At 30.7% G+C, this 22,623-nt stretch carries 19 protein-coding genes; 3 read left to right on the top strand and 16 right to left on the bottom strand.

Annotated features, from left to right (window positions below):
• Nucleotides 1–220: 220 nt before the first annotated feature.
• A complete protein-coding gene (locus B3W71_RS05845; RefSeq protein ID WP_346888005.1) occupies nt 221–1,459 on the top strand; it encodes a helix-turn-helix domain-containing protein in 1,239 nt (412 codons plus the stop codon).
• Between the two features lie 353 nt (nt 1,460–1,812).
• Here B3W71_RS05845 and B3W71_RS05840 read toward each other — a convergent pair whose 3' ends face one another.
• The 4 genes from B3W71_RS05840 to B3W71_RS05825 form a co-directional block, all read right to left on the bottom strand.
• A complete protein-coding gene (locus B3W71_RS05840; protein WP_346888004.1) occupies nt 1,813–3,759 on the bottom strand; it encodes a Xaa-Pro dipeptidyl-peptidase in 1,947 nt (648 codons plus the stop codon).
• A gap of 65 nt (nt 3,760–3,824) precedes the next feature.
• Nucleotides 3,825–5,081, bottom strand: coding sequence for an MFS transporter (locus B3W71_RS05835; RefSeq protein WP_346888003.1), 1,257 nt, complete (start codon nt 5,079–5,081; stop codon nt 3,825–3,827).
• A 74-nt stretch (nt 5,082–5,155) separates the two neighbouring features.
• Nucleotides 5,156–6,685, bottom strand: coding sequence for a carboxypeptidase M32 (locus B3W71_RS05830; RefSeq protein ID WP_346888002.1), 1,530 nt, complete (start codon nt 6,683–6,685; stop codon nt 5,156–5,158).
• Nucleotides 6,686–6,742: 57 nt separating this feature from the next.
• Complete coding sequence (locus B3W71_RS05825) at nt 6,743–7,336, bottom strand: LuxR C-terminal-related transcriptional regulator (protein ID WP_346888001.1); 594 nt, start codon at nt 7,334–7,336, stop codon at nt 6,743–6,745.
• A 438-nt stretch (nt 7,337–7,774) separates the two neighbouring features.
• On the opposite strand from B3W71_RS05825, the gene B3W71_RS05820 reads away from it, so the two are divergent.
• The gene (locus B3W71_RS05820) at nt 7,775–9,817 is read left to right on the top strand and encodes a methyl-accepting chemotaxis protein (protein ID WP_346888000.1); all 2,043 of its coding nucleotides are present in this window, start codon (nt 7,775–7,777) and stop codon (nt 9,815–9,817) included.
• Nucleotides 9,818–10,058: 241 nt separating this feature from the next.
• Nucleotides 10,059–10,373, top strand: coding sequence for an IS3 family transposase (locus B3W71_RS19255; protein WP_414631989.1), 315 nt, complete (start codon nt 10,059–10,061; stop codon nt 10,371–10,373).
• Here B3W71_RS19255 and B3W71_RS05815 read toward each other — a convergent pair.
• From B3W71_RS05815 to B3W71_RS05760, 12 genes are all read right to left on the bottom strand, one after another.
• Nucleotides 10,357–11,085 (bottom strand): ABC transporter ATP-binding protein, encoded by a 729-nt coding sequence (locus B3W71_RS05815; protein WP_346887999.1) that lies wholly within the window; start codon nt 11,083–11,085, stop codon nt 10,357–10,359. The two genes, B3W71_RS19255 and B3W71_RS05815, sit on opposite strands and share 17 nt — an antisense overlap.
• Nucleotides 11,075–11,920 (bottom strand): ABC transporter ATP-binding protein, encoded by an 846-nt coding sequence (locus tag B3W71_RS05810; RefSeq protein WP_346887998.1) that lies wholly within the window; start codon nt 11,918–11,920, stop codon nt 11,075–11,077. Before B3W71_RS05810 ends, B3W71_RS05815 begins: the two co-directional genes overlap by 11 nt.
• Nucleotides 11,913–13,001 (bottom strand): branched-chain amino acid ABC transporter permease, encoded by a 1,089-nt coding sequence (locus B3W71_RS05805; RefSeq protein ID WP_346887997.1) that lies wholly within the window; start codon nt 12,999–13,001, stop codon nt 11,913–11,915. The genes B3W71_RS05810 and B3W71_RS05805 overlap by 8 nt, the downstream gene beginning before the upstream one ends.
• A gap of 4 nt (nt 13,002–13,005) precedes the next feature.
• Nucleotides 13,006–13,899, bottom strand: coding sequence for a branched-chain amino acid ABC transporter permease (locus B3W71_RS05800; RefSeq protein ID WP_346887996.1), 894 nt, complete (start codon nt 13,897–13,899; stop codon nt 13,006–13,008).
• An 81-nt stretch (nt 13,900–13,980) separates the two neighbouring features.
• A complete protein-coding gene (locus B3W71_RS05795) occupies nt 13,981–15,144 on the bottom strand; it encodes an ABC transporter substrate-binding protein (RefSeq protein ID WP_346887995.1) in 1,164 nt (387 codons plus the stop codon).
• Between the two features lie 316 nt (nt 15,145–15,460).
• The gene (locus B3W71_RS05790; protein WP_346887994.1) at nt 15,461–16,339 is read right to left on the bottom strand and encodes a GNAT family N-acetyltransferase; all 879 of its coding nucleotides are present in this window, start codon (nt 16,337–16,339) and stop codon (nt 15,461–15,463) included.
• A 344-nt stretch (nt 16,340–16,683) separates the two neighbouring features.
• The gene (locus tag B3W71_RS05785; protein WP_346887993.1) at nt 16,684–17,316 is read right to left on the bottom strand and encodes a GNAT family N-acetyltransferase; all 633 of its coding nucleotides are present in this window, start codon (nt 17,314–17,316) and stop codon (nt 16,684–16,686) included.
• 102 nt (nt 17,317–17,418) lie between these two features.
• Nucleotides 17,419–18,174, bottom strand: a complete 756-nt coding sequence (locus B3W71_RS05780; protein WP_346887992.1) for a GNAT family N-acetyltransferase — start codon at nt 18,172–18,174, stop codon at nt 17,419–17,421.
• Nucleotides 18,175–18,560: 386 nt separating this feature from the next.
• Entirely contained in the window at nt 18,561–19,736 is a 1,176-nt protein-coding gene (locus tag B3W71_RS05775; protein ID WP_346887991.1) for a hypothetical protein, read from the bottom strand.
• A gap of 283 nt (nt 19,737–20,019) precedes the next feature.
• On the bottom strand, nt 20,020–20,478 hold the full coding sequence (locus B3W71_RS05770; protein WP_346887990.1) for a GNAT family N-acetyltransferase: 459 nt from the start codon (nt 20,476–20,478) through the stop codon (nt 20,020–20,022).
• Nucleotides 20,479–20,794: 316 nt separating this feature from the next.
• The gene (locus tag B3W71_RS05765) at nt 20,795–21,118 is read right to left on the bottom strand and encodes a CD3324 family protein (RefSeq protein ID WP_346888041.1); all 324 of its coding nucleotides are present in this window, start codon (nt 21,116–21,118) and stop codon (nt 20,795–20,797) included.
• Nucleotides 21,119–21,667: 549 nt separating this feature from the next.
• Complete coding sequence (locus B3W71_RS05760; protein WP_346887989.1) at nt 21,668–22,330, bottom strand: HAD family hydrolase; 663 nt, start codon at nt 22,328–22,330, stop codon at nt 21,668–21,670.
• Nucleotides 22,331–22,623: the final 293 nt, after the last annotated feature.

Here is a 22,623-nt window from a genome sequence, read left to right as displayed (position 1 = left end):
TTTATCTTCCTTTCTATGATATCTCGTGTAGGAATTACACAAAACATATATTTATTTAATCATTTTTATATATTCATCCCTTGTATTCGTTTACTCTAATCCATGATAATATCTTCAAATATTTTTTTATAGTATTTTTGTTTCATTTCTTGTATTATTGTTATGAGCTTTTGAAAATATAAGTAAATTTCCAGAAATTGATCGAAGGAGGAATAATTCTATGAACTCATCTCTTGAAACTGTAAAGGAACTCTGTAAACTGGCATCAGATACTTTTCATTTATCATCTTTCATTGTAGATCCTATTGGTAAAATTCTCTTCGAAAGTGCAAATAATCAAATGTTAAATCCTCTATACAGCAATGAAAAAATAAATTTATTTAGATCATTGAACTTTGAGCCTGATAAGAAATACAACTTTCCTGTTATAAGAAAATCACACTTTTTCGAAAGGTATATTATTATAAGCATTATGGAGAACGACATAATTCAAGGCTCAGTTCTAATTGGACCCTCTACTCCTGTTACATTATCTGAATTAAATATAAACATATTGATAAATGACTTCCAAGCATTTACTAAAAGAGAACAAATATTAAATTATTATGGTGCTATCCCTATTCTTCAGAACCAGGAGTTAATAAATATAAGCATAATACTTTTTTATATGATTAACAAAACATTAGTTGCTTCTGAGAATATATTAAGAAGTGACGTAGATCTTATTCAGCAAATAGCAGAACCTATTAAGTCAGAGATTTCAGTTTCTAAAACACTAGAAACAGGATTATTTCATCATGATCCTTTATATGAGAAAGAATTTTTGAATATGATTAAAGAAGGTCGCTTTGATCAATTTGAGAGTTTAAACAGCGCATTATTTGAAAATTTTGAACATGTAGTTTTGTCAAAATCTAGCTACATTCGTACAAAAAAAAATATAATGATTTCTCTTATAACCTTAGCATCTAGAGCAGCAATTGAAGGAGGGCTTCACTCAGAAATTGCTTTAACTATGAGTGATGACTTTATTCAAAGACTTGAGGAATTGAATACAATCAATGATATTTATTCCTTGGCACAGGAAGTGCTCTTTAAATATTCAGAAAAAGTTTCACAAACTAAGAATAAATGTTACTCTAAAACTATTATTTTTTGTAAAAATTATATTTATAGCCATCTATACGAAGATTTAAATCGTGAAGCCATAGCAAAAGCTGTTAATCTAAACCCAAGCTATTTGTCTGTTCTATTTAAAAAAGAAGTTGGAATTTCTATGAGTGAATATATTCAACAAACCAAGATTAATGAATCAATAAATTTACTTACATTCACCAATACATCTATACATCAAATATGCTCATTGCTCAATTTCACAGATCAAAGTTATTTTACTAAAATATTTAGGAAATTCACAGGTACAACCCCTAAAGATTATAGAGAAAGATACCATCTTTAAAATAAACAAACTTTACCAGAGTAAATTAAAAAGCACTTTGGAATAACACTCAGCACTTTGGAATAACACTCAGCAATTTCGCCTAGGCATTTAAATCACCTTACCATGTATTAAAATAGTTGTGGTGGAGAGTATTGTCTTTTTAAGACAATATAATGTTTCAGTAGAATTTTGATTCACAAATTTTTATAAAAAGGAACTGCTCAAACCAAGCAGTTCTTTTTCACTTATGCTATATTTATAAATTTTTCAATATCTATTTCAATAGGTTTTAATGAACTTCTCCAAAAATCTATTGATTGAACATCTATATCCATTATTTTTATAACATCTACAATGATATTTCTACTTGTTTACTCTACAAATGGAATTTCTATTTTTATAGATTTTGTTTTTACTGTAACTTCAGTCTTTGTAAATGGTCTTTGAGTAGCCTCTGCGTCAGTTCCATATAGTATAACTCCAAGCTTATGACCAGCCTTTACTGTATAATCTATTGGTATCATAGTAAATGAATAATCATAAAAAGCTCCTGGTTCTATTGCTTCTTTATTCCATATACATTCTCTGTTTTGTGCATTCATCCAGCCTCTAGAAATAACTCTATACTTTGAAGGCATTTCTTCATAAATAAATCTCTTTATATCCGACTTAGGTGTATTAAGTCCCCAAGTAATTCCATCCTTTTCTGCAATCTCTTGTTTCACAAGCATACGATTATCCTCACCATATTCTACTAACATGGCACTTAAAATAGTCGTTGGTTTATCAATTGCAGCACTAAAAGATACTTTTACCCTACCACTCATCCTTACTTCTTCTTCTAATTTTTCACCTAGAAATTTTATAAAATGTCCCTTTTCTTTCACTTCACTAATGATTAGCTCATCCGACCATTCTGACAAGTTATTTTTATCTCTATGGTATATAGTAGCAGATAAATCATCAACAAATGTAACTTCTTCTGGTACTTGTCCAATATCAAACTTATTTAAGCAACTTCCATCTGCTGGCCAATTAAATGAACTGTACCATTTATTCTGATCTAAATTACTTTGAATTAAAACATTTGGTACTTTTTCCATAACCCCATTATCGATTCCATATAACCAATAATCTAGCCACATATGCATAATCTCGTTAAAGTTTCCACTTTCTAAATCATGAATATATATGTGATCTCCTTGATGTAAAATCATCTTTCTTGGAGCATCATATTTTTCAAGAGCTTTCCATAAAAGATCACATTGGTTAGGCATAACATTCCAATCATTTAATCCATGTACAATAAATGTAGCCGCCTTAATTTTATTTGCTAGATTTAAATAATTTCTTTCATCCCAGAACTTATTATAATTTCCACTTTCACGGTCTTCCTCTTTAACCAAATTTTCTAACCATCTATTATATGCTTCTTGTACCTTTTCATAATCCTCGTCCATACTTCTACTAAAGCAATATTTTGTAAGAAGATCTAAATCGTCTCCTTGCCATCCTATGGCTGGTGAGTTAAGCCCATTATAACGATAATATTCATACCAATTTGATATTGCAGCCTCTGGAATAATAGTCTTCAATCCCTCAACTCCTGTAGCTGCTACAGCAATACACATTGTTCCTAAATAAGATTTTCCTGACATAGCAACATTTCCTGTACACCATTCTGCCTTTATTTCAATATTATCTTTTCTATTAGTAAAAGCTCTGCATCTACCATTTAGCCAATCAATTACTGCCTTAAAAGCAGCTGTTTCCTCTACAGAACCACAACTATTAAAACCTTCTGAACCCTTTGTTCCAAGTCCACCACAAAATACTGAAGCATAGCCTCTGCTATTAAAGTAACTATACCAATCAGTGATACAATCTAAAGGAATTTCCTCAGTTGGAGACGTAGTTGCATATCCCAATGTTTTTCTTTCTTCTAACACTTTAACTTCTTTTTTATTTTCAAAATTATATGTAACATCTTCCTTAGAGATGTGTTGTTGTTCAAAAATCTTTAAATCCTTGTCCACATTATGTGTTACGTACCACTCTTCATTACATTCCATCATATATGGATTTGCAACATATATAGCAGGCACTTTAACTTCATGTAATGTCTCCTTAGGCCTACGGATATATACAGCAATTAAATCAAGCTTTCCATCTCCATCTGTATCTATTGGAGTTTCAACATATACTTTTTCAAAAATACATTCTTTATAATCAAATATAGGTTGAGTTTTATTATCTTTAATTAAAACCCCAGTGCTCTTATTTTTCAATGCATCATTCAATTTTATCATGTCCTTCATGATTCCTCCTAAGATTCTACTTTTGTATATTTAGGCATCTTCTAAAAATAAATAAATCAGATGCCTTATTGTTTTTGTTTTTTAAGATACTTTTTCCAAACTAAAACAAATCCTGCTCCAATTAATAACATTACTATTAAGAATCCAAAGTAATATCTAAAGCCTGTTACTCCAGGGTATCCATCTATTAAGATACCTGCTAGTAATGAACAGAATATTTCTGGAAGATATCCTACTGTTGCTATTATTCCTGCTGCTGTTCCTGAGTATTGCTCTGGAATATTTCCTTCGCCCATCATAGCCCAAGTTAAAGCATAGTTAACATTGTAGAAGAAGTATATTACTAAGTAAAGAATTATAAATACTATTGTTGAACTTGCTGAAAGAGGTAGGAATAATATTGCTAGTGTTCCTGCTGCCATAGCTAAGAATGACACTAAAAGCAAATTACCAGTTCCAACCTTGTCCGCAATGTATCCGCCACCTACATTTGAAATTGGAGAAATAAATCTTTTTACAGCAGCTAAAGTTGCTCCAAGGGTAACTGTCATACCTAAGATACCTGTTGCATAAGGTGTAAAATAATATAGTGATAATGTAAATACATAGTTACAGAAAGTTACCATTCCTATTATCCACACTGCAGGTAAACGTAGAACATTTTTTATTCCTCTAAAAGATAGTTTTTCACTTTCACCAATATTCTCATCTTTCATTTTCCAGAATACAAGTAATCCACTCATAATTGTTATTATAGAGTAGAAAATAATAACATATCTCATACCTGTTGCATCATCAAGTCTCTTAGCTCCAAGTTGAAATACAATAACTGCAAGAGGGGCCATAACAGCAGCTGCAACTCCTCTACCACCTTCAAACCATCCAAAGGCCTTTCCTTGGTCTTCTGGCGAAGATAATATACGCACAGCTTTAACACAAGCAGGCCAAAATGCAAATAATGATGTAAAGCCCCAGAAAGCATATAAACATACAAGAGCACCAAAGCTTAACGGTAATAGATGCAAGAAGCCACCTAATCCTGTACCTATAAGCGAAACTGTTAAAAGCTTTCTAATAGAAAAGCGGTCAGCTAAATAGCCTCCAAATAGGTATGAAACCATACCAAAAAACCCAAATATACTTCCAAATACGCCCATTTGAGTATTAGTTAAATTATAGGCTTGAAGATATGCATCATAATAGTCATATCTAAAATAAGGTAAACCATAAATTATGGCTCCTCCTGAGGCTACAAGTAAGATAGCTATAAAGTTTCTTGCCGTTTTCTCACTAAAGCCAAGTTTCTCAATTCTTTTTCCCATTTTAATCTCCCCTTAATTTTTATTTAAGGCATCTTCAAAAAATAAATAAGTCAGAATGCTTGTCTANNTTATTTTCAGATGCCTAAATTATAAACCTCGAAATATTTATCTCGAAGATAATTAATATAATACTTAGATTCTAACTTCTCCCCCGTTGCCTTTTCTACAAGTTCGGTTGGTGAATATATTGCACCATGTCTATGAACATTCTCTGATAACCATTTATGAATTACATCTAACTTACCCTCTTCTAATAATTTGTCTATATGGCCTATTTCTCTATCTATGGAAGCCATAAATTGCGCTGACATTAAATTTGCCATAAAGTAGCTTGGAAAGAATCCGAAATATCCCGCCGCCCAATGAATATCTTGTAGTATTCCTTCATCATCACTTTTAGGCTCTACTCCTAGATACTCCTTATATTTTTCATTCCAAATCTTTGGCAAATCTACTACTTTAATTCTATTATTTATAAGATCATTTTCTATTTCATAACGAATAACTATATGTAGTATATAAGTCAATTCATCTGCATCATTACGAATAAGTGATGGTTGAACCTTATTTATCCCTTTATAAAACTCCTCTATAGTTACATCTTTCATACAACTATATTCATCTTTCTTTTGTTTATAAAAATGCTTCCAAAACCCATGGCTTCTTCCGATAATATTTTCATATAGCCTACCTTCTGCCTCTTCAACTCCAAAGGAAGAAACTTCTGCTAACATAGTTCCTAAAAGCTCTTCATCAATATCTTGTTCATAAAGCCCTTTACCACCTTCATGTAAGGTATTAAATATTCCAACTCTAACATCATTTTCACTATAGGATGTTATAATCCTTACATCATTTGGAGAACTAGCTAAAGTAGTTGGATGTGACCCCTCGTCGAGTCGACCAGCTGAAAAATCAAAACCAATAGCTTTTAATAAATCTTCAGATAATTGCTTTTGATTTGTTTTTGATATTTCTTCTTCGATTTTAAAGAAACTATCATTTATTTCTTTTCCTTCTTCTCTAATTTTTGATAATAGCTCAATTACAAACTCTTTTAACTCTTTAGCCATAGTATCAATTTCTTTTACTGTTACTCCCTCTTCATAGTATCCTATCAATGCATCATAAGGGTTCTCTTCATATCCCCAATACTCAGCAAAAGATTTAAAAGTTTCCACAATCTTTTCAAGATATGGAGAAAAGATAGTAAAATCTTTTTGTTTTTTTGCCTTCTCCCATTGACGCTCTGCCGTTGCAATAAGAGTTATGTACTGAGTATATTCTTTTACTGGTATTGTACTTACATAACTATAATTTCTTTTAATACGTTTAATCATAGAGTCAACATACTTTTCATTTTCCTTTTTACCTTCAAAATAGCTTACATAGTTTCTCAGTTTCTTATCTGAAAATCTATTATATAACTCACCACCTAGATAAGACATAACTTCACTTCTATACTCAAGACCTTTCTCTGGCATGTTAGTTATTTTATCCCAATATACTAAAGAATTTAATGTATATTTTAAATACTCTATTTTTTTTACCATGTCTTTAAAATCTGCTAATTTGGTTTCATAAGTCTTATTACCTTTAGCCATTATAATATCTCCTTCCTTTTCAATATTTCTATTAGGCATCTGAAAATAAATGCATTTTTATTTGTATCTGAATTGTGTAAAAAATGGATGTAGAGAATTTAACGAAAACATATCTTCACTTGTAGCTTGTTCTATATTCCGGATCTCCTCATAATCATCAATAGCTTTTTTATTATTAGTTGAACTATCTTCTTTTTCTACCATTTCCATTAATGCCAAGAATATTTTTGCTTCACGCTTTAATTTTTGTAAATTAAATTTGTGCGATCTTACTGTAGCTGGACTTATTCCCATTTCTTCTCCAATTAATTTAACATCCTTTTGTTTATGCATGCAGTTAAGAATACTTTTTTGTACATCTGATAGCCCACTTATCTGTTTATCTAATTCAATCAAACTTTTAAAAGTACCACTATGCTCATATTCTACATGTTCTTGTACAGCTTTTTCAGCACTAACCATTCTTTCTCTACTTGAATAAATTACTCCCTCTTCAAAATATTCGCCGCAAAAAATACAGTTATATCCTGTATTATCTTCTTGTTTAACGTATCCTTGTTTTAACTCATCAATACGTAAATCTTTAAAATTTTTCCCTCTATCCATATCTATCTTATTCTTCTTTCTATTATCTTCTATTTTTTCTCCCAATAATTAAATTTCATATAAAATCAACATTCGTTTATTATTTACTAAATATTTTTGTATTTTGTTTATTTATAAGTAAATGTTACCATAATATGTTTACCGTTTCAATATATTTCAAATTTTCTAATATTTTATCTTCATAACTCTAATAGTTTCAAACTAGTATGATCATGATTCCATACCTTCTAAGTTCAATGTACTATTTATTAATTACATTTTGAAAGGATGAATTTGCAGGAGAAAATACTAAACCCATAAATATTGCTAGATTTATAGGAGTACTTGGAAGTATATATTTATAAAATATCTAAAAAATTAAAATATTATAACAAATACCATAGAAACTATAAAGGAAATGAAATATCGTACGACTATTTATATGTAATAAAGTAATGTTTAGATATAAATAATATATTTAGATAAAGAAGGGGGACTTAAGTTATGGGGAGAAAAGATAATAAGGAAAAGAAAGGTTATTTTAATTTTAACGGAATTAAAGCACAATTAATGATAAAAAATTTAATATCTTCTGGAGTGATATTATTATCTATTTTGTCATTAATGGGATTGATAAGTGGTAATGTAATTACTACAAGTATAAAAAGCTTAATGGAAGAAATATCGGCAGAAGGTGCACAGTTAATTTCATCAGAAGTAAATAAAAAATTAATGATTGCAGATGTTATCTCTAATAGTGGTATGTTAGGTTCAGATGTAAATGAAGATAAAAAAAGGAATAAAATAGATGAATTTAAGTCCAAGTATGATCTTACTGATATTTTTGTTATAAATGCAAATGGTGATGTTGTAAATAACGAAGTAAAGAAAAATGTATCTAATGAAGAATTCTTTATTGATGGAATGAAGGGAATGAAACATGTAACTAGTCCATATTTATCAGATGTAACTAATGAATATGAAATGATTTATTCTGGACCATTGTTAGATGATGGAAAGATAATTGGAGTTTTAGCAGTAGTAGATAAAGCAGAAAATTTCTCTAAAATTGTTTCACAAATCAAATATGGAAAAACAGGGCAAGCTTATGTAATGAATAAAGAAGGTACTCTGGTAGGGGACAGTAGTTTTGAACTTGTAACCAGCCAATATAATACTACAAAGTTGTTGGAAACCGAACCTGGATATAAGAATCTAGCAGATTTAGAAGCCAAAATGATGGCAGGAGAAAGTGGAGTAGATAAAGTAACATATGGTAATAATCTTGGGGCAAATCAATATATAGCATATCACCCAATTAAAGATACATCTGGATGGTCACTGGGGTTTTATATTAGAGAAGCAGAGATTATGGAGCCATTAACAAAAACATCATATGTTCTGGTTGTGTTTGTTTTCTTGGGCTTCATAGTTATATGCATAGTTAATTATTTTATTGCAAATGGTCTTTCTAAAAATTTCAAAAAAATTGAAAGTGCATTAAATGCTTTTTCAGTTGGAGATTTTACAGGAGATATAGAGGAAAAGGAATTACGAAAAAAGGATGAAATTGGAAGCATGTATAGATCTATGGAAAAAACTAAGAAAAGTATAAAAAATATTATTTCTTCAGTGAAGGTGGCTTCGGACACAATAAATTCTAATATGAGAACTATGTCAGATACAACGGAAAACATGCTTAATGTATCGGATGGGATTACTCAATCTGTACAAGAAACAGCAGCAGGTAATGAAAGTCAGTCTAATGACTTAGTTTCTATAAACACTTCCATAGATGATTTTAATTATAAGGTAAATGAAATGATTAAGGATGTAAGTTTACTAAATGATTCATCAAAAAAAATTCATAAAAAAGCAATTGTAAGTGAAGGTGATACTTCTAAACTAGTACTATCTATAGAAAACTTTGGAGAAAGCTTTTCATCATTTGTAAACACTATAAATGCTATGAATGTAAAAATAGATTCAGTAAATAACATAGTTAACATAATAAATTCAATTTCAGAGCAAACTAATCTTTTAGCATTAAATGCAGCCATAGAAGCAGCAAGAGCTGGTGAGTGTGGAAGAGGCTTTTCAGTAGTAGCAGAAGAAGTTAGAAAACTTGCAGAACAAAGTAAGGGGTCAGCTGTAGAAATTAGCAATTTAATAGGTGGAATAATAGTAGAAAATAAAAATATTACAAATTCCACGGAAATGATGAGTGCTGAAATACGCTCTCAAAAGGAAAGTGTAGAAAAAGCTATAGATTCATTTAGAAGTATTGAAAATTTAATTAATGAAATGTTACCAAAAATAGAGGCAGTTGAGACTAGCTCTAATGAAATAGCTGAAGGGAAATGTGCTATAAGTGAAAAAATAGAAAATTGCACATCAATTTCTGAAGAATTATCAGCAACTACTGAGGAAATTGCTGCGTCTACAGAGGAGTTCAATAGTTCAGTAGATGAAATAAATAATTTTTCAAAACAGCTTAAAGAGCTTTCAAAAGGGTTAAAAGAAGAATTAAATGTATTTAAAATATAAAAGTAAACCATATAAAATTTATAAAAATTTTATATGATTTGATTAGGCATCTGAAAATAAATAATAAGTCAAAGATGGGAAGTATNNTTATTTTTTGAAGATGCCTTATGTCTTTATAAAAAAGCACTTAGTAAATAACAGAGGTTATTTACTAAGTACTTTTTTGTAGTCTAAATTTTTTATTGAGATTTAACATATTTTTGTTACCACCTCTAAAGTATTTAAACATAAGTTAAACAAAATGGAAGCATCTCAGAGCATATCTCGAGTTAGTCATTGCATTGATAATAGTCCTATGGAAGGATTTTGGGGCGCCCTTAAATCAGAAATATATTACTTAAAAAAGCTCAATACATACAAAGAATTGAGACAAGCAATAAATGAATATATAGAGTTTTATAATACTAAGAGATTACAGAAAAAGTTAAAAGATATGACTCCGATAGAATATCGAAATCATACCTTATCAACATATATTTTTTATTATTTGCTCTGTCTACTTGACAGGGTGCTGTTCACCTATTATAAAATGCTAATATTTATTTCTTATTTCTAGATTTGCCTAAATATGCAGTCTTTACAGATTCATCATTTAAAAGTTCTCTTCCCATACCAGTAAGGGTTATATTACCTGTTTCTATTACATATCCAATATCCGCAGTTTGCAAGGCTAAATTTGCATTTTGCTCTATTAGTAAAATAGTTACTCCCCTTTTATTAATTTCTTTGATAATTTTAAAGATATCTTGTACAATAATTGGTGCAAGTCCTAGTGAAGGTTCATCCATCATGATTAGTTTAGGCCTGCTCATAAGGGCTCTTCCTACAGCTAACATCTGCTGCTCACCACCAGATAAAGTTCCAGCCATCTGCCATGATCTTTCTTTAAGACGAGGAAATAACTGATAAACCCAAGCAAGATCTTCCTCTAAGCTATCCTTACGCATATATCCACCAATTTTTAAGTTTTCTACCACAGTAAGATTTGGAAATACACCACGACCCTCTGGAACTAAGGTTATTCCCTTTGATACAATTTCATCCGTTGGTTTTCCAATAAGATTTTCCCCATTAAAGGTAATTGTTCCACCTTGAGCAGGAACTAAACCTACAATAGAACGAAGGATGGTACTCTTTCCTGCACCGTTGGAACCAATTAGTGTAACAACCTTTCCCTCAGGTACTGAAAGACTTATATTTTTTACTGCTTTAATTCCACCATAGGAGACATTTAAATTTTCAATAAGTAATAAATTATCATTCTTCATCTTCATGCACCCCCAAATAAGCATCAATCACCCTTTGATTACTTTGAATCTCCCAAGGGGTTCCAGAGGCAATCATTTTACCAAAATCCAACACATATATGCGATCTGAAATATCCATAACTAAATCCATATGATGCTCAATGGCAAAAACAGATAAATTAAACTTTTCCTTAATGTCCTTTATAAAATTAGTTAATTCATCAGTTTCTTGTGGATTCATCCCTGCAGCAGGTTCATCTAATAATAATAAAGTGGGCTTTGTTGCTAAAGCACGGGCAATTTCTAGATGCCTTTGCTGTCCATAAGGTAGTGAGCTTGCAATTTCATCCTTAAAGTGAGATAAATTAAGGATTTCTAATAACTCCATAGTCTCTTTAACCATTGAACGCTCTTCTTTATAATTTAAACGTAGAGTAGCTGAAAGAAAACCGGCCTTTGAACGCATATGCTTTGCAATTAGTACATTCTCAAAAACAGTAAGATTTTTAAATAATCTAATATTTTGAAAGGTACGTGCCACTCCAAGACGAGTAATCTTATCCGGTGTCTTCTCAATGGTTTTAGTATATTTACCTAAATTTTGTCCAGCATAAAGATTTTTCATAGAGCCTTTTGGAAAGTTTGAAATTATCATTTCATCCTTAAAATATACTGAACCGTTGGTAGGAGCATATACACCTGTGATAACATTAAAAGCAGTAGTTTTTCCGGCACCATTAGGTCCAATAAGAGTAACTATCTCTCCTTCATTTACTTCTAAGGATAGATTATCAACAGCTACCACCCCACCGAACTGCATAGTAGCATTTTCTAATCTCAATATATTCTTACACATCCATATCACCTCCTGAAGCTTTAACCTTAGAGAACTTATCCCTAATTTTCTTAAAGAAAGAAGCAATATCGTCCCAAGAAAATTCTTTATTTCCCCTAATCCCTTTACTATAGAACAGTACAATAGCCATTAATAATAAAGAGAATATAACCATTCTTAGTCCTGGTCTGAAAATAGGAATATTTACACCCATTATAGATAAAGGTTCATCAAAGAAACGAAGCAATTCTAAGCCTCCGGTTACTAAGAATGAGGCAATAATAGTTCCTGTTACACTTCCCATACCTCCTAAAACTATAATAAGTAAGAAGTTATAGGTTAATGTGAAATAAAACTGTTTAGGGTCAACGGTGGTTAGCAATGAAGCATATAGTCCTCCAGCAATACCAGTAAAGAAGGCACCTACTGCAAAGGATAATGCCTTGTGGCGTGCTAGGTTAATACCCATGGCCTCCGCAGCAGTTTCATCCTCACGAATAGCTTTAAAAGCACGTCCATAAGAAGATTTTATTAGTAGTAGCATCAATGCAATACAGATAAAGGCAACTCCAAAAGGCACCCACATAGTTTTAATAGGAGGAATACGGTTGATTCCTAAGGCACCATTAGTAATAGATTGTGTATTAGTAAATACTATTCTCACTATCTCTGAAAATCCCAAAGTTGCAATAGCCAAATAATCACTCTTCAAACGAAGTACAGGCCACCCAATAATCAGTGCCACAATCATAGAAAATATTCCACCCAGAAGCAGTGCAATAGGAAATGAAAGCTCTATATTAGCAAGCCAAGGTGCCATCGGTTTAATATAAAATATAGACTCTCTAAGTTCTACAGGCACTGTAAAAACTGCAACAGTAAAAGCGCCAATTGCCATAAAGCCAGCCTGGCCTAAAGAAAAGAGACCAGTAAAGCCATTAACTAGGTTCATTGAAACACTGACTATGGCATAAATAATTGCCAGGTTCAAAATACGTCTTATATAGGCATTACCAATTATTTTATTGTCCAGTAGAATAAGTATTACTACCACAGCTAAAATGAATAAAATTGAATAAATTATTTTATGTTTCTTTTTCATATTATCACACCTTATCTGTAATCCTTTCTCCTAAAAGTCCAGTAGGTTTAACTAGTAATATAACAATCAATAAAATAAATGCAAAGGCATCACGATACCCCGTCATGTTGGGCAGAAAAGCAACCAATAAAGTTTCCCCCATACCTAATATCAATCCACCAAGGACAGCTCCAAAAATATTACCAATTCCACCTAAAACAGCGGCAACAAAACACTTAAGACCAGGCATTACTCCCATTAAAGGATATATTGAAGGATATTTAGAGCCCCAGAAAATTGCCCCAACTGAAGCTAGTAAGGACCCAATGGCAAAGGTTACTGCAATTACCCAATTAATTTTGACTCCCATAAGCCTAGCAGTTTCATAATCCTTTGAAACTGCACGCATTGCCATACCAACCTTAGTATGATTAACAATATATAAAAGAGCTATTAGCAAAATAATAGTAATCACAGGAGTTATTATAGATACAACAGGAAAGGAAACCTCCCCCACATGAATAATATGAGTTAGTATAGGTAGTTCTGGAAAGCCCTTTGGAACCCCTGTAAAAAGATATGTTGCTAAATTTTCTAATAAAAATGATACTCCTATTGCCGAAATCATTATAGACATACGGGGTGCATTCCTTAAAGGCCTATATGCAATACGTTCTGTAAATACGCCCAAGAGTATGGTTAGAATGCAAACTATAGGAATAGAAATAAACCAAGGAAGGCTAAAATTTACCATAGTAAATATGAGAAAATAACCTGCCATCATAAAAATATCACCATGAGCAAAGTTTATAAGACGTAAAATACCATAAACCATAGTGTATCCAATGGCAATTAGTGCATACAAACTACCAATAGAAATACCATTGACAACATGTTGCATAAAAATATTAAAGCTCATAGCTATGATCACATCCTTTCTTATTTTTCAAAACGTGGAGCACAAAAAATGCCCCACAACTATTTATATATATCATTAAAATTACTTTTCAACGGTAACTGTATCTAAATATACAAACTTACCATTTTTAACTGTTTTGATAACCGCTAAATTCTTTATAGCATCGCCATTTTTATCAAAGTTAATTGTACCAGTAACCCCTTCAAAATCCTTAGTCTCAGCTAGTGCTTCACGAATTGCATCACCATCAGTAGAATCGGCTCTTTTTATAGCATCCAGTAAAACGATGTAAGCATCATATCCAAGGGCAGTAACTGCTGGAATAATTGAAGTTGAATCCTTCTGTTCTTTTTTAAAGCCGCTAACGAATTTTTTAGCTTCTGCAGTAGAAGTAGCATCATTCTCATCAAAGAAAGTAGATACTACAATACCCTCTGCATCTTCACCCGCTACATCAACAATTGCAGGATTTTCCCAAGTATCTCCACCCATGATTGGACAAGTAATTCCAAGGGCACGAGCTTGCTTTATAATAAGTGGAGCTGTAGCTACTGAGGAAGGAGCAAATATTACATCCGGATTAGCAGATTTAATATTAGTTAAAATTGAATTAAAATCTTGCTCATTTGTTTGAAATACACCTTCAGAGACAATGGCATTTTTATTGCCAGTTAAATCAACAAAAGAACTCTTGAAGAAATTTCCAAGACCTGTTGAATAGTCATCACCATTTTGAGTAATAACAGCAGCAGTCTTAGCACCATTTTTAATTGCATAGTTTGCCATAACTGTACCTTGGAATGGATCTAGGAAGCAAGCACGGAAATAATAATCATTACCTTGAGTTACCATAGGATTTGTACAAGAACATCCAATAGCAGGAATACCAGAGTTTTTAATAATATCTCCAGCAGCAATTGAAACTCCAGAGCCATAGGAGCCTATAATAGCAACAACATTTTCTTTTTCGATAAGACGAGTAACTGCTGTAGTTGCTTCGCTTTTATCTGACTTGTTGTCTACAATAACCAATTCAACCTTTTTCCCAAGTACTTCTGAATAGACTTTGTTGGCATATTTAATGCCATCAAGCTCTTGAGATCCACCACCACCATTTTCTCCAGTTAGCGGCTCAAAAACACCAATTTTAATTACGTCGTCATCAGCTGACTTATTACTGCAACCAGGTAAAAAGCTTATACCTAGAATCATAGCCAGTGTCAATGCAATTACACGTTTTTTCATTAATATCCCCTCCAATTAATAATTAAGATAAAATTTAAAAATGTCATAATTTAAAGTACTTAAATATAAAGAATGAATAATATTTGCCTATTTAAATATATATGATTGCAATATTAGAAATATTGCAACTATTTTAACTAGTTAAATAGCTAAAATTTTTCATACAGAAATAGCTTCTTAAGGGATATTAAATATAAATATAAAGATACCCACCTATGGAGATATAGGTGGGTAATAACTACTATATTTCGATTTTTCTCTTCTTAAATGAAGGTTTAATTTAGTTTGTAAAAGTCTATTCAATATGAAGTTCTTCCTACTCCATCAAAAAGCTTATTTCAGTACAATCCAATGTAAATCCACAATTAATTAAATTATTTCTCATAGGATAATTTTCAACATCAATATCTGCAATCAACTTTTTTATTTTGTATTGATAAGCGAGGCTAATTGCCTTAAAGATTAAATCCTGTGAAAAATGATTTCCTCTATATTCAGGTACAACGCCTATATAACCAATCCCTGCATCACTGTCTGTAAGTCGTGTAATAATTATAAATCCTATGGGTTTATTTTCAAAATAAGCTATTGCCCATAGTTCCCTTTCGAAGTCTAACTGCTTCAATTCTAAAAAGAAATCTCTTGAACCATCTTTCAGTCCTTTTTCTTTGATTTCCTTTAGAATTGAGCTGTCTTTATTATCTCTGCTAGTTTGAATAAACAAATCAACCAACAGCGTTTCATCATTTAAATCTATAGCTTTAAATGATAATTTACTGTCTTTATAAACTGGTGTTACTTGGATAGTATAGCTTTCTTTGTGAGTGATATCTTTGAATCCATTTGCTAATAAACTTGAAAATACAATGTTATAATTCTTTTTGTCTGAATACAAGTCTGTTCTAAATTTCCTATTTGGATATTGCTTTAAAACGTTTGCCAAAAATTCATTTGCACTTTCTTCACTAACATTCTCCAACGTATATAATCCTAAATAACAACCATTCATAATAATTGCGCGTGCAAGCACTTGATGATTATGTTCTAAGATATAGCAATCTTCTAACTTTATTTCTCCATCTTGAATAGCCTGCTTCAAGTAGTAATTTTGCTCCGGACTTGATGATTGCATTGATGTAACTTTATCAATTTCTTCTTGTGTTGTAAGAACTTTCGTTTTAAATGTAGTTATCACCTTATTACTCTCCTTTAATAAGCATTGCACTTCATTTCAAATCAACAAAATGCAAACAGTCCTTGTTGTATAATATCTACAATTACTCCTTACTATCTATAAATTGTACTATTAAATTTATTACACAACAAACAACTTATGTAATAACATACAATTTATAATATATTATGATTCAGTATTCAAAGAACGACTTTTAATTTTAATTAGTTGGCAATTTCTACAAGTTGCATAATATATTTGAATTTCAAAACACAAATACCGCATATTCAGGTTGAATAATACGGTATTATGAATAAATTATTAAATTATATATTTGTTACACTTTATATGAAAATTGCGTACTATTAAAATTTTTTTCTCCAATTCCAAATTTCACTAATTCTCTCAACTTTAAAACCTAAATCCCAATAAAATTGCTGATCTCCTCCAAGCATTCCTCTACACTGTGGTGACATCTTCATAACTCGATTAGCTGCCTCATATATCAATGCCCTTCCTATTCCCTTTCTTCTATACCACCATACAACTCCAAGCGGCTCTAATTCACAATAAGGCATTTTTTCGTTGTACCAAATGATAGCAAATCCCACTGGTTTTCCTTCATCATCCAATACGCATAAATCAAGCTCTGGTTTATACCCTGGCATTTTTCTTAAATCGTGAAATCCTCTTTCCCCTGTTTCTGCTATAGGAAGTGTATAGTTAAAAGAAAACATATGAGTATTAGATAGAAAAAAATCTGGTGTTTGGGTTCCATCAATTATTCTATATCCATTTGGAAGTATAATAGCAAACTTCTTTTCTGAAAACGGAAGTATTAAAGGTCTCTCCACTTTTTGGGATAACTCATACCCTCTCTCTTTTGCTATCTTTTTTACCAAATCATATTCTGGTGGAATGACTACATGTAAGTATCTTGTATTATTTTCATAGTCTTTTTTAAAGCAAGAGAGATGTGTTTCTGCATGATGAAACATTCTCTCTAGTAACTCTTTATCTCTTTGTCGTTTTAAAGAATCAAATAGGAAAAATACATCTCCATGCCATACACCTTCGCATAATATATAATTCTTTCTAACTTAATCTTTTAATTTTCTTGAATACACTTCAGCCCATGCAGGAAAAAAGCCAGCATTTATAGCAATATTCTTAGAAATTATGTGAGATACTGAAGTTCCATAAAAAGGTATCTTTCCACGCTTTAGCATTTCCTGTTTTAATAATGCAACTAGATTTGTACCAATACCTTTTCCTCTATATTCAGGTAACACATCAATACCAATCTGATATAAAGTTTTACTATCTTCACTAGTCCCTGCCATCCCCATTATAATATCACCATCAAAAGCAGCAACTCCAAGAACATCTGAGTAATTATCATCAAAAACAAAAGCTTGCTCAAATCTACTATCTCCCCGAAATTGTAATATCTCTTGTTTTCGAAACCATTTTATTGTAGTAATTGGCTTTACATCGCAAGTAACAGGATTAGGTAGATAAAAGTGAGGCATCTCATCAATTTCATGACCAAATTCTCTTAATTTATTATCTATAGCCCTAAGCTTACGATAATCAAACAACCATTCGGCATTTTGCTTTAGGATATTTTCTTTAAGCCAGGGTGTTATTTTTTCATCAGCATAGATTATTGCTTTTCCCCCTATACTAATTATTTTGAGGAAGAATTCATCATCTCCACCATAGATACGCATACCATTTAGGAGTTTATTTTCAGTAATTGTATTTCCCTCTTTTTCAAAGTCTAAAGGTTGACAATTATAATCCAGCGCCAATTGTTTTTTTGCTATACTAAGTACTTCAGTTTTTGTATACATATTTTATTCCCCACCATTTAATATAAAAATTATTTATATCAACATAATTGTTAAAATAATCAACTATGTTGTTTAAGTCTTTTAAATTTATTTCTCTGCTATATTTTTTAAATAGTCTTCTTTTGTTAATCCAAAACATATTTCATCACAATATCTTCAATCTGTATAAATATTTTGCCTTAAAACACCTTACTGTTCGCATCCAAGTTTTTTGTGCATTTTAATGGAGCCTTCACTTCCTTCTAAAACACTTACAATTTACTTGAATTATTTTTAAGCTTATATGGTCTAATTACCAAATTACTCAATTGCAATTTTTCCTCTTCTATATTATGAAACATAAAAGTTGTATTAAACTACATCATAGAATTCATATGCTTTAGTGTTTACTCAGCTATATCTGAAAAATGCATATGATTAAATTTCCACTTGCCTTCTTTTTTTACTAGTACTCCAAGGAATTTCATAGCATAAAGAGGTTTTTCTTTAGCATTTACTATAATATCTAGACAATTAGCTATTGCTGTTAGCATTCCATATGTCATTTCCTTGCTAGATTTTTCCGTCTCATCTAAATAGTAATTTAAATTCATTTTAGGCCAGCGAGAAACATTGTCTTCTCCCCAAGTAAATTCTATAAGTGCCTTTGAATAAACTACTGCTACATTATCTAAAACAGAAATATATGCATTTTCTCTATTTAGATTAAAATCTCCCCAATACTTCCAATCTCCTTCAAATAGTTCCTTTCCTTCCTTAAATCCATGAAAATTTTCTCCTTGATCTGTTCCAAATATAAACAGTTCTTCATCATTATGAAGTAGCTCATCGCCATAGCTATCTACTAAATTGACATCACGCTTATCATAAGCTTCTTGAAAGGTTTGTAATACCTTTTGAATTTCACTTATCTCTAAATTATCTTCCTTCTCTATTGGAATAATTTTAAATTTATCCTCAATATTATGATCAGCAGGTGTTATCTCTAATCCATTTCCACTAAAGGATATCTTCATATGTTTTATCATCCATTTTGAATTAATATTAACCATTACCATGGTCACTCTAAAAGGCTCTATATAATTTTCTTCTAGGCTTATATATTTTTCTCCCAAGATTGTATTATATATCCCTTCTGAAATTTCATGTAAAAGTTTAGCTAAGGTTCCCCTTGATACATTGTCATCATTTAATTCCTTAGATAATTTATTTATCATATTCTCATATATTTTTTCTTCACTTATATTTCTTATGCTTTTGCCAGAAACAGATACAACAGCTGCTTTATCTTCTAAATTTATAACTGCATTATCTATATCAAGCTCCATATGCTTTAAATGTTTTTCTTCCTTTGTCCAGTATCCATTTATTTCATCCTTTATATTTTCTATTCCAAAACACCAGCTATTTAATCCTGCCCCTATAAGACTTGTATCTTTCTCATCTACAAAAAACTTCTTAACAAAAACTTCTACATTATAGTGATTTCCTCCGTTATACTGTTTCTGAAAATCTTTTAAAATTACCTTTATATCTTCAATTGTCTTATTCTTTTCTCTCATTATTTATCTTTAGTAAGAGAGTGTATTGTAAGTACCAAACTCTTACTAAAGTTCACCTCCTTTCATTTTATGCACTTTTAAGTGTATAACAAGTTATTAGTTCACATTGTTTTTGAAATGCGACGTAAAAAATACCGCATATTCATTTGAATAGTACTGTAATTTAATGTGTTATTTATCTTTTTGCTTGATAATAAGCTTATAAAGTAATATAGCTTGTTCAACCATACTATCTTCGAACCCCTGATGCTTTAAATTCGAATTTATCAGCTTCAGATTATGCTTATATTTTCTGCATACAGCACACTGTAACACGAAATGATTCGTTACCTGGCATTGCTCCGGAACATATATCAGCCGTTTCAAAGCCCATTGACTTATATAAATGTATAGCTGGCTCATTTTTCTCCAAAACTTCTACACAAAGAGGCCTTTTCGCGTTGTTTTCAACTACATACTTAACCAGACATTTACCGATGCCCCGACTCTTATATACTGGGTCAACGTACAACCACGCAAGCTCATCATCCGAATATGCAACAAATCCAAGTACTTTATCGTTCACCAAGGCAACGCAAACCTTATAATCAAACAGACCTTCGTTAAAAGCAGCCTCAGCAAGTGGAATAAACGCATCACTCAGTCCTGCAAGCTGTAGTTCAACAACGCGGGCATTGTCGTGAATTTCTATCAAACGCGACCAATCCTTTTGCTGGTATTCTCTAATAACTATCCCTTCCATTTTATACTCCCCCTTAATACCTTTTATTTTAATAGTCTAAGTTCATATTGAAATATTTCATATAGGTGTATCACTTCTAAACTTAATCTAAGAATTCATATAACCGATAAATACTGTTCACCCTTACAAAATCTACTAATAAATTAATTTTAATCATAATTATCAATTTTTAATTTATTAAAGTTTACATACTATAATTCTACTATTTAATAAAGTTATATTATATGTCCAAAACAGTTCTATATTAAAGTTGAACAAAAAACGTCTTATTATCAAAATTATATTGATGATAAGACGTTTTTTATTAATTCTACATTTAGGAACTTAATTTTCTTTCTTTGCTTATAATTTTTCTTATACTTTGTTCTGAAAGAAAGTATTCATTTGCAAGTTCTGAAACTTTAGTTCCACAAGTATATTTTTCGTAAATTTCATTACTTCTTTTCTTAAGGCTGTCTCTTGTTCCATTTTTTTCGCCCCAAGCTTTTTCATTTTCACTTTTTCTAGGGATGTATAAATACTCCCCATCTATATATTCTTGAATTAATTCTATTATCTCCTCTGGTAACACATTGTGTGCTTTAACATATTCCATATTTCTGCTCCTCCTTAATTTTTGTAAATTAAGGCAAAGATCTATGAAAAAGTAAGCTTATGTATTATGGGAGCCTAGTTTTTAGCTAACAGTTACATTAGGCTCCAAGCAAAGCATAGCTAACTGAGTCATTATGATCTTTGCTTGAAGCATATCACTTACAGTATGATTAAATATGTTGTAACTTCTCATAGAACATCACTCCTTTTTTATATCATAATATATAATTATATGTTTAACTATGAAATCCTTCCATTTATTCTTTTTTATTCAATTTTTTATCTCATATAAGCTATAATTAAATCTCTACACTAGCATAAATATATCATAAAGAGAGTTAGTAATAATATGTAGTCCAAGTAATTTTATATTTATACTTCAAAATTTTTTCTATTTTTTCATACATTTAATCACTACACCAGCTATCGCTTTTAGCGATTTAGTTCAATCTACAAATTGCATAATATATTTGAATTTCAAAACAAAAATACCGCATATTCAGGTTGAATAATACGGTATCTAAAAAATTACTTAACTATATAGTTGTTACCTATTAGAAGAAATATACGAATTATGTTAGCTAGACTATTTTACTCATATTTGCATAAGTTCAAAAATATTATTAATAATATATTCTGGTATATAGTTTTTTATATTCCATACTTGTCCATGACTTAACCAAATAGGAATTAAACTAGAATCAATTGCTCCTTTTATATCAATTAAAGGGTTATCTCCAACAAACAATGTCGTTTTGTTATTTGAATTTATTTTAGATAAAGCAAGATTAAATATTTTTGGGTCAGGCTTTCTAATACCAACTTCTTCAGAAATAATAATAGTTTTCATATATTTTCTCAAATTTAATTTATCTATTTTTGTATTCTGGAAATCAGAATTACCATTTGTTACAATTCCCATTTTTATGTTCTTATCAATAAAATAATCTAAAACATTATATAGATTGGGCATAGGTACAGCACATTTAGGAAACTCCACATTCCAAAAATCAATTAGCTCTTTTAAATTCGGCTTGTATTTCCATAAAATCCTATCTTGCAACTCTTTAAACATTTCTTCTCTAGGCTTATATCCTTGGCAATCAATTTCAAAAAAAATGTCTTTCATTATTAACTTACTATTATAATCCAAGCTATCAAAATATTTTAATTTAAAAAGGTCAACAAACCTACACAATGACCTGTTTCTATCGTGTATAGTATCATCCAAGTCAAAAAGTATCGTATCAAAAATCATATATTACTCCCCTATTTCTAATAGTTAATTCTAGCAATATCTATCACATTATATCTAGCTGTTTCTGTTAATATTACTAATACATTACTATATGATATAATTACTCGCTACTATCTATAAATTGTACCATGCAACTTATTCCACAAAAAATAATTTATGTTAATCAAAACCTTTCCTAATATCCTATTATTCAACTTTCAAAGAATGTTTTCAATTTTAATTAATTCACAATTTATATTTAGTAAATGACTGTATAATATGTTTCAAAGCATTGATTTTACAGTAATCTTTAC

This window comes from Clostridium sp. UBA1056, assembly GCA_002316385.1.
Taxonomy (GTDB): Bacteria; Bacillota; Clostridia; order Clostridiales; family Clostridiaceae; genus Clostridium_J.
This window is presented reverse-complemented; position numbering and strand designations above follow the sequence as displayed.

Excerpts from the sequence above, each read along its gene's own strand:
- B3W71_RS05845 (WP_346888005.1), top strand. The coding sequence starts at position 221 with ATGAACTCATCTCTTGAAACTGTAAAGGAACTCTGTAAACTGGCATCA.
- B3W71_RS05840 (WP_346888004.1), bottom strand. The coding sequence starts at position 3,759 with ATGAAGGACATGATAAAATTGAATGATGCATTGAAAAATAAGAGCACT.
- B3W71_RS05835 (WP_346888003.1), bottom strand. The coding sequence starts at position 5,081 with ATGGGAAAAAGAATTGAGAAACTTGGCTTTAGTGAGAAAACGGCAAGA.
- B3W71_RS05830 (WP_346888002.1), bottom strand. The coding sequence starts at position 6,685 with ATGGCTAAAGGTAATAAGACTTATGAAACCAAATTAGCAGATTTTAAA.
- B3W71_RS05820 (WP_346888000.1), top strand. The coding sequence starts at position 7,775 with ATGGGGAGAAAAGATAATAAGGAAAAGAAAGGTTATTTTAATTTTAAC.
- B3W71_RS19255 (WP_414631989.1), top strand. The coding sequence starts at position 10,059 with ATGGAAGCATCTCAGAGCATATCTCGAGTTAGTCATTGCATTGATAAT.
- B3W71_RS05815 (WP_346887999.1), bottom strand. The coding sequence starts at position 11,085 with ATGAAGAATGATAATTTATTACTTATTGAAAATTTAAATGTCTCCTAT.
- B3W71_RS05810 (WP_346887998.1), bottom strand. The coding sequence starts at position 11,920 with ATGTGTAAGAATATATTGAGATTAGAAAATGCTACTATGCAGTTCGGT.
- B3W71_RS05805 (WP_346887997.1), bottom strand. The coding sequence starts at position 13,001 with ATGAAAAAGAAACATAAAATAATTTATTCAATTTTATTCATTTTAGCT.
- B3W71_RS05800 (WP_346887996.1), bottom strand. The coding sequence starts at position 13,899 with ATGAGCTTTAATATTTTTATGCAACATGTTGTCAATGGTATTTCTATT.
- B3W71_RS05795 (WP_346887995.1), bottom strand. The coding sequence starts at position 15,144 with ATGAAAAAACGTGTAATTGCATTGACACTGGCTATGATTCTAGGTATA.
- B3W71_RS05785 (WP_346887993.1), bottom strand. The coding sequence starts at position 17,316 with ATGTTTCATCATGCAGAAACACATCTCTCTTGCTTTAAAAAAGACTAT.
- B3W71_RS05780 (WP_346887992.1), bottom strand. The coding sequence starts at position 18,174 with ATGTATACAAAAACTGAAGTACTTAGTATAGCAAAAAAACAATTGGCG.
- B3W71_RS05775 (WP_346887991.1), bottom strand. The coding sequence starts at position 19,736 with ATGAGAGAAAAGAATAAGACAATTGAAGATATAAAGGTAATTTTAAAA.
- B3W71_RS05770 (WP_346887990.1), bottom strand. The coding sequence starts at position 20,478 with ATGGAAGGGATAGTTATTAGAGAATACCAGCAAAAGGATTGGTCGCGT.
- B3W71_RS05760 (WP_346887989.1), bottom strand. The coding sequence starts at position 22,330 with ATGATTTTTGATACGATACTTTTTGACTTGGATGATACTATACACGAT.